The organism is Methylobacterium ajmalii (genome assembly GCF_036448855.1).
Lineage (GTDB): Bacteria > Pseudomonadota > Alphaproteobacteria > Rhizobiales > Beijerinckiaceae > Methylobacterium > Methylobacterium ajmalii.
The window spans coordinates 1-7,480 of the sequence record NZ_JAZFXT010000003.1 but is presented as its reverse complement, the minus strand read 5'-3'; the positions used below and the strand labels follow the sequence as shown (position 1 = coordinate 7,480).

The window sequence follows — 7,480 nt, the reverse complement described above, 5'->3', positions numbered from 1 at the left end:
TTCGCCGGCGAGCGCCCGGCAGGAGGCCTCGACGTCGGCGAGCGTCTCGCTGCCGTAGATGTGCGGCTGGCGCTTGCCGAGCAGGTTCAGGTTCGGGCCGTTCAGCACGTAGACGAGGCGGCTCATGGGAGTTCTCCGGGACGCTCAGTAGGACAGGCGGGCGACCGCCCGCAATTCCTCGGCGGTGGTGGTGCCGAAACCGAAGAATTCGAGATAGGCGGGGATCTGCTCGAACAGCATGTCGGTGCCGACCTGGATCGGGCAGCCCTTCTCCAGGGCGGCGCGCAGGAACGGCGTGTGCTCCTGCTTCATCACCACCTCGCCCACGAAGGTGCCCGGCGCGATGCGGGCGACGTCCATCGGCAGGGGGTCGCCGTCCTTCATGCCGAGCGGCGTGGCGTTGACCACGACGTCGTAGCCGGCCGGGTCGTTGCTGCCGGCGGCGACCGCGAGCGCGGGGTAATGCGCGCGCAGGCGACCGGCCAGCGCTTCGGCGACGGCCGGATCGTGGTCGCAGACCCCGATCCCCGCGATGCCGGCAGCCGCGAGCGAGGCGGCGATGGCCGAGCCGACCCCGCCGCTGCCGACGACCAGGACCCGGGCGCCGGCGAGGTCGCGGCCCTTGCGCTGGACCCCGCGCACGAAGCCGGCGCCGTCGAACATGTCGCCGACGAGCGTCCCGTCCGGGCGCCGCAGCACCGCGTTGCACGAGCCGGCGATCGTCGCGGTGGTGCTGATTTCGTCGAGGAGCCCGAGGGTGGTGATCTTGTGCGGCATGGTCACGAGGGCGCCGCGGATGTTGGTGAGCCGGAACAGCGACCGGAAGACCTCCGGATAATCCTCGGCCTTGACGCCCATCGGCATCACCACGGCGTCGATCCCGCGGGACTCGAACCACGGATTGTAGATCATCGGCGCCTTGAACGACTCGGTCGGGTAGCCGAGATGGGCGATCAGCGTCGTGGTGCCTCGGATCATGGCGGTGCCTCCTCGTGATGCGGGGAGGGGCGGCCGGGAGGCCGCCCCCTGACTGGCGCTACGCGGTCCGGGCGCGGCCGGCGGCGGGGGCGGACACCCGCTTGCCCAGCGCGTGCATCGGCGTCCGATAGGTCTCGCGCGCGGTCACGATCGACACCGCCGCGATGGCGCAGGTGATCATGACGAAGATCGCGACGGGAACCCAGCCGTCCTGGCCCTGGCCCTGGAGCGCCGCCGCGATGCTCGGCGCGAAGCCGCCGATGGCGAAGCCGATCTGGGTGCTGATCGCCATCCCGGACAGGCGGATGCGGGTCTCGAACATCTCGGCGTACAGGCACGGCCAGATCCCGTTCGCCGCACTGTAGACGACGCCCGAGAGAAGCAGCCCGAGGACGTAGATGAGCGTGATGTCGGCGCGGCTGATCGCCCACAGGTAGGGGTAGATCAGCACGGCGCAGCCGACCGCGCCGAAGATGAAGACCGGGCGGCGGCCGATCCGGTCGGCCAGCATGGCCCAGAGGGGAATCGCCGCGAGCGCGATCACGTTGGCGAGGATCAGGAGCGTCAGCATCGTCGGCCGCGGGATCTTCACCACGTTGACCGCGTAGGACAGCGTGTAGACCGCGAAGATGGTGCTCACCACCGAGACGATCGCGGCGAAGATCACCCGCAGCACGTCCGACCACTGGGTGCGGAACAGCGCCAGCACGGGGGCGGAGGCCTCGTGGTGCCGGTCCTTCTCCTCCTCGAAGGCGGGCGTCTCCGGCAGGGTGCGGCGGACCCAGAAGCCGACCGCCACCACGATCAGGCTGAGGAAGAACGGGATGCGCCAGCCCCAGGCCAGCATCTGCTCCTCGGGCATCGCCGAGACCGGCAGGAAGGCGAGCGTCGCCAGGATCAGCCCGGCCTGGGTCCCGCTCAGGGTGAAGCTGGTGAAGAAGGCGCGGCGGTGGGGCGGCGCGTGCTCCAGCGTCATCGAGCTGGCGCCGGCCTGCTCGCCGGCGGCCGAGATGCCTTGCAGAAGGCGGGCGATGACGAGCAGGATCGGCGCCAGGATGCCGGCCTGGCCGTAGGTCGGCAGGCAGCCGATCATGAAGGTCGAGAAGCCCATCAGCAGCAGCGTGAAGGTCAGGACTTTCTTGCGGCCGAAGCGGTCGCCGATATGCCCGAGCACCACCGCGCCGAGCGGCCGGGTGATGTAGGCGACGCCGAAGGTCGCGAACGAGGCGATCGCCGCGGCCTGCGGGTTCTCGGCCGAGAAGAAGAGCTTCGGGAAGATCAGCGCCGCGGCGGTGCCGTAGATGAAGAAGTCGTAGTACTCGACCGCGCTGCCGATCCAGCTCGCGAGCGCGGCCTTCTTCGGTTCGTGCACGCCGGACGGTTGGAGCCCGGCCGGTGTCGACGGATCGATTCGTGTCGTCATGGTGGTTCCCCCCTGCCAATCGAGGCGCACGGATCCTCTGCCCGGATCGGAGCCAGGCACCGGCGCGTCGTTCCCTTGTTTTCTTGAGGCCGGCGGGGCGTTTCGCGCTCCTGCCGGGTCCGTCGCCGCGTCGGGCCCGGTGCCGGCCACGGCGCCGGGTGCGGCCGCGCCGCGTTCAGCCGGCGAGCAGCCGCCGGGCCGCCGCCAGGTTCGCCCGCAGGTGCGCCTCGGGCGACGTGCTCCCGGTGATCGGCACCTCGATCGACAGGGAGGTCGTGGGCGGCAGGGCCGCGACCAGCGCGCCCAGGGGCAGCGCCCCCTCCCCCGGGGCCAGGCGCCCGGCCCGGGCCTCCTGGACGATCGCGTCCGTCGATGGCGGCCTCTCGGCCGGCGCGTCGCAGAGCTGCGCGTGGCGGATCAGGCCGGGCGGCACGGCGCGCACGTCGTCGGGCGATCCGCCGGTCCGAGCGAGGTGGAGCGCATCGACGAGGACGCCGCCGTTCGGCCGGCCGGCGGCCTCCACCACCCGGACGGCTTCGGGCAGGCTGGCGACCCGGCGCCAGGCCATGCATTCGAGGTCGACCCCCATGCCGAACCCGGCCGCGAGGTCGCAGAGCTCGGCGAAGCGCGCGACGAGGCGCGGGCGGTCGGGATCGTCGCCGCACACGCTCAGGCGCCGGGCGCCGAGGCCCGCGGCGGATTCGAGGATGCCGGCGAGCGAGGCCGGGACGAAGTCCTCGCCGATCGTGACGAACTCGATGTCGTGGACGCGCATCCCCTCGTCGGCGAGCGCCCGGCGCATCTCCCGGAAGGCGTCGCTGCCCGTCGGCAATTCGTAGAACGGCGCGCCCGGAAAGGCGGGGTGGAGCCGCAGGCCCACGGCGGCGCAGCCGGTCCGGGCGGCGAGCCGGACGAGGTCGACGGGCGGCACCCCGATGCAGGTGAAGTGGGCGAGGCCGAGCGGCCAGTCGGACGAGGCGTGCATGGGTATCGCTCGAAGGGCGTCGCTCGAAGGGGGCGATCGCGGGATCGGGAGGGCGCGGGCGCCTACGGAGCCAGCGTCTCGGACAGGCGCCGCTGCAGGTTGGTGCCCGTCCGGTGGATGTGCTCGCGCAGGCGGGCGCAGGCGAAATCGGCGTCGCGGGCGACTGCGCCCTGCGCGATCTCGCCGTGCTCCTGGGCGACGTTGCGGTCGCCGCCGGGCGTGCGGCGCAGGAAGGAGCGCCGGTAGCGGTCGTTCAGGCTCAGGAGCACGCTGCAGAAGTTCAGCAGCAGCGGCATGCGGCAGCCGGCGATCAGCGTGAGGTGGAACTCGCGGTGATACGCCTCCCACTGCTCCAGCGTGTCGGGCTGGTCGGCGTCGCGTGCGATCCGGTTCATGCGGTGGAGGGCGCGCATCACGTCGCCCTCCCAGTCCACGGTGCCGATCGCGATCGCCTGGCGCAGGGCCAGGACCTCGAACTCCTCGCGCAGCCGGGTGATCTCTTCCAGGTTCGACAGCGAGACCGGCGCGACGCGGTAGCCGCGATTGTCCTCGAACACCACGAGCCCGTCGGCGATCAGCCGGGCCAGGGCCTCGCGCAGCGGGCTCAGCGATACCCCGAAGCTGCCGCGGGCGCGCTCCAGGTTGATCTTGCTGCCCGCCTCGAGCTGGCCGGAGACGATCGCCTCTCGCAGGCGGTCGACGAGCTGGCTCGCCATCGTGTTCTTGCCGTCGTCGACCAGGGCGGCGCCCGGCATGGTCGGCACGGGGTGGGCCGATCCGGGCTTGCCCGATGCAGGCACGACCGATCCGGCGGCGGGCTGCATCCCGTCCCGGTCGCCCGCAGCGCGTCGGTTCCTCGCCTCGGTCACACCGTCTCTCCCCCGGAGCCCGCTTCGGCCCTTCGTCGACGATGGTTACGAAAAACGATTATTATTGTCAAACCCGACGCTGCCGTCCGGACGGGGGAGCGCCGTCGCTTCGCCGGAAGCGGCGTCGCCTCTTTCGTAGCAGGGCGTGGTACAGGTCGGCGGATGAGGAATTAAATCACGTTAATTCAGCGACTTGACGGGATGTCCTGCTGCTCCGGAATGCCCATGCTCGCCGGCTGGGCTCCGTCGTCCGCTTGCGGCCGACGCCCTCCATGCACGCGACCCGGCGCGCACGGCGCGCCGTGGGCGGTCTTCGAAAAATCGCTTCTTGACGAATAATCGATGATATGGGACCAGACCATGCAGTCGAGGGAGGCAGAGCCATGCGCATCGAGCGCCAGCAGGACGTGACGCCGGCCGTTCTGGAGGTCATGGCGCGGACGCGCGACCCACGCCTGCGCGAGATCATGACCTCGCTCATCACCCATCTGCACGGCTTCGTGCGCGACGTGCGCCTCACCGAGTCCGAGTTCCGCGACGCCACCGCGATCCTCAACGAGATCGGCGCGCTCGCCTCCGACAGCCACAACGAGTTCGTGCTGATGGCCGGCTCGCTCGGCGTGTCGTCCCTCGTGTGCCTCCTCAACAACGGCGACCACGGCAACACCGAGACCTCGCAGTCGCTGCTCGGGCCGTTCTGGCGCCTCAATGCGCCGCGGGTCGCGAATGGCGGCACGATCGTGCGCTCCGACACGCCGGGCGACCCGCTCCTCGTCAACGCCCGCGTGGTCGACGGCGAGGGGCGTCCGATCGCGGGAGCGGAGGTCGACGTCTGGCACGCCTCGCCGGTCGGCCTCTACGAGAACCAGGATCCCGAGCAGGCCGAGATGAACCTGCGCGGCAAGTTCACCACCGACGAGGACGGCCGGTTCTGGTTCCGCTCGGTGATGATGATCGGCTACCCGATCCCCACCGACGGGGTGGTCGGCCGGCTGCTCGCCGCGCAGGGCCGCCACCCGATGCGCCCGGCCCACCTGCACGCCCTGATCTTCAAGCCGGGCTTCAAGGTGCTGATCTCGCAGGTCTACGACGCCAACGACCCGCACATCGATTCCGACGTGCAGTTCGGCGTGACCAAGGCGCTGGTCGGCGACTTCGTGCGTCACGATCGTCCGCATCCGGACGCGGCCGACGTCGCGGCGCCCTGGTACGCCCTCGACTACACCTACGTCATGGAGCCCGGCGAGGCCGTGCTGCCGCGCCCCCCGATCAAGTAAGTGTCTCTCACAAAACTCCCGATCACCGCCTCGGCTTGCCGTGGCAGCGACATTGCGGCGGGAATTTTGTGAGGTGCACTAAGCCCCACGACACTCCTGGAGCGAACAGCCGTGCTGAGCGACGACGATCACCGCAAGGCCGCCGAGGCCATCCTCAAGGCCGAGCGCGACCGGGTACCCTGCCCGCAGCTCTCCAAGACCTTTCCCGGCATGGAGATCGCGGATGCCTACCGCGTGCAGGACCTCTGGGCCGAGGCGCGGATCGCCGCGGGAGCGCGCCTTGCCGGCCACAAGATCGGCCTGACCTCGCGCGCCATGCAGATGGCCTCGAAGATGACCGAGCCGGATTACGGCCGCATCCTCGACGACGCGCTGTTCAACGACGGGGCGCAGATCCGCACCGACCTGTTCATCAAGCCGCGGCTCGAGGTCGAGCTCGCCTTCATCATGGGCGAGGACCTGTCGGGGCCGGGCTGCCGGATCTACGACGTGATGCGAGCGACCGAGTTCGTGGTCCCGGCCCTCGAGATCATCGACTACCGCACCGAGGTGCCGCGGGCGATCGTCGACACCATCGCCGACAACGCCGCCTTCGGCGCCATCGTCGTCGGCGGGCGCACGATCCGGCCCTTCGACGTCGACGTGCGCTGGATCGGCGCGACCCTGTCGCAGAACGGCATCATCGAGGAATCCGGCGTCTCGGCCGCCATCATGGGCCACCCGGCCGCCGGCGTCGCCTGGCTCGTCAACAAGCTCGCGGCGGTCGATGCGGGCCTGAAGAAAGGCCAGATCGTGCTCGGCGGCTCGTTCACCCGCCCCGTCGACATCAAACGCGGCGACGTGATCCAGGCCGATTACGGCCCGCTCGGCGCCATCGGCGTCTCCTTCGTCTGAGGCGGCCATGATCGAGAACCGCTTCAAGCGCGCCTTGTGCGAGGGCCGGCAGCAGATCGGCCTGTGGTGCAGCCTGCCGGGCTCCTACGCGGCGGAAGCCGTGGCGGGGTCGGGCTACGACTGGCTGCTCTTCGACACCGAGCACTCGCCGGGCGATCCGCTCACGGTGCTGGCGCAGCTCCAGGCGGTGGCGCCCTACCCCGTCTCGGCGGTGGTGCGGCCGGCCGCCAACGACGCGGTGCTGATCAAGCGCTTCCTCGATCTCGGGGCGCAGACCCTGCTGATCCCCTACGTCCAGGACGAGCACGAGGCGCGCGCCGCGGTCGCGGCGACGCGCTACCCGCCCGAGGGCGTGCGCGGCGTCTCGGGCCTCACCCGCGCCACCCGGTTCGGGCGGGTCCCGGGCTACGCCAAGCGGGCCGCCGAGGAGCTCTGCCTCCTGGTGCAGGTCGAGACCGCCGAGGCCCTCGACCGGATCGAGGCGATCTGCGCGGTGGACGGCGTCGACGGCGTCTTCATCGGTCCGGCGGACCTCGCGGCGAGCCTCGGCCATGTCGGCGAGCCCGGCCACCCGGCCGTGGTCGCGGCGGTGGAGGATGCGGTGCGCCGCATCCTGGCGGCGGGCAAGCCCGCCGGTATCCTCACCCCCGACACCGCCTTCGCGAAAATCTGCATCGAGACCGGCACCACCTTCACCGCCGTGGCCATCGATGTCGGCGTGCTCGCCCGCGGCACCGAGGCTCTGGCGCGCCAGTTCAAGGCGGGCTGACGCCCACAATCCCTTCCTTCACACGACAGGACGACCCATGCCGACCGAGATCGCTCATTTCGTCGACGGCGCCCGCACGCCCGGCCGCTCGGGCCGCACCGCGCCGGTCTTCAACCCGGCCACCGGCGAGCAGTCGGGCAGCGTCGCGCTGGCCGGCACCGACGAGGTCGGGGCCGCCGTGGCGGCCGCCCGCGCCGCCTTCCCGGCCTGGGCCGCCACCCCGCCGCTGCGCCGCGCCCGCATCCTCAACAAGTTCCTGCGCATCCTCGAAGACCGCATCGACGA

Annotated in this window: 9 protein-coding genes; 4 read left to right on the top strand and 5 right to left on the bottom strand. The window is 71.1% G+C overall.

The window, feature by feature from the left end; translation table 11 throughout:
- The 5 genes from V3T34_RS00705 to V3T34_RS00685 all read right to left on the bottom strand — a co-directional run.
- On the bottom strand, positions 1–126 hold a 126-nt coding region (locus tag V3T34_RS00705), incomplete at its 3' end, for a type II 3-dehydroquinate dehydratase (RefSeq protein WP_305079274.1).
- A gap of 18 nt (positions 127–144) precedes the next feature.
- The gene (locus tag V3T34_RS00700) at positions 145–978 is read right to left on the bottom strand and encodes a shikimate dehydrogenase family protein (protein WP_305079775.1); all 834 of its coding nucleotides are present in this window, start codon (positions 976–978) and stop codon (positions 145–147) included.
- 58 nt (positions 979–1,036) lie between these two features.
- Positions 1,037–2,401, bottom strand: coding sequence for an MFS transporter (locus V3T34_RS00695; RefSeq protein ID WP_305079774.1), 1,365 nt, complete (start codon positions 2,399–2,401; stop codon positions 1,037–1,039).
- Between the two features lie 175 nt (positions 2,402–2,576).
- Entirely contained in the window at positions 2,577–3,386 is an 810-nt protein-coding gene (locus V3T34_RS00690) for a sugar phosphate isomerase/epimerase family protein (RefSeq protein ID WP_305079773.1), read from the bottom strand.
- A 62-nt stretch (positions 3,387–3,448) separates the two neighbouring features.
- Positions 3,449–4,141: a GntR family transcriptional regulator gene (locus V3T34_RS00685; protein ID WP_305079776.1), complete on the bottom strand. Its 693-nt coding sequence runs from the start codon at positions 4,139–4,141 to the stop codon at positions 3,449–3,451.
- Positions 4,142–4,638: 497 nt separating this feature from the next.
- Between V3T34_RS00685 and V3T34_RS00680 the strand changes: the two genes are divergently transcribed.
- From V3T34_RS00680 to V3T34_RS00665, 4 genes are all read left to right on the top strand, one after another.
- Positions 4,639–5,532, top strand: coding sequence for a dioxygenase family protein (locus V3T34_RS00680; protein WP_305079772.1), 894 nt, complete (start codon positions 4,639–4,641; stop codon positions 5,530–5,532).
- Positions 5,533–5,643: 111 nt separating this feature from the next.
- On the top strand, positions 5,644–6,426 hold the full coding sequence (gene hpaH / locus V3T34_RS00675; RefSeq protein ID WP_060846031.1) for a 2-oxo-hept-4-ene-1,7-dioate hydratase: 783 nt from the start codon (positions 5,644–5,646) through the stop codon (positions 6,424–6,426).
- A 7-nt stretch (positions 6,427–6,433) separates the two neighbouring features.
- Positions 6,434–7,195: a 4-hydroxy-2-oxoheptanedioate aldolase gene (gene hpaI / locus V3T34_RS00670; protein ID WP_305079771.1), complete on the top strand. Its 762-nt coding sequence runs from the start codon at positions 6,434–6,436 to the stop codon at positions 7,193–7,195.
- A gap of 37 nt (positions 7,196–7,232) precedes the next feature.
- A partial coding sequence (locus tag V3T34_RS00665) for an aldehyde dehydrogenase family protein (RefSeq protein ID WP_331369083.1) occupies positions 7,233–7,480 on the top strand: 248 nt, incomplete at its 3' end.

Coding starts and splice junctions, on each gene's coding strand:
- V3T34_RS00685 (WP_305079776.1), bottom strand. CDS start 4,141: ATGCCGGGCGCCGCCCTGGTCGACGACGGCAAGAACACGATGGCGAGC.
- V3T34_RS00700 (WP_305079775.1), bottom strand. CDS start 978: ATGATCCGAGGCACCACGACGCTGATCGCCCATCTCGGCTACCCGACC.
- hpaI (WP_305079771.1), top strand. CDS start 6,434: ATGATCGAGAACCGCTTCAAGCGCGCCTTGTGCGAGGGCCGGCAGCAG.
- V3T34_RS00690 (WP_305079773.1), bottom strand. CDS start 3,386: ATGCACGCCTCGTCCGACTGGCCGCTCGGCCTCGCCCACTTCACCTGC.
- V3T34_RS00680 (WP_305079772.1), top strand. CDS start 4,639: ATGCGCATCGAGCGCCAGCAGGACGTGACGCCGGCCGTTCTGGAGGTC.
- V3T34_RS00695 (WP_305079774.1), bottom strand. CDS start 2,401: ATGACGACACGAATCGATCCGTCGACACCGGCCGGGCTCCAACCGTCC.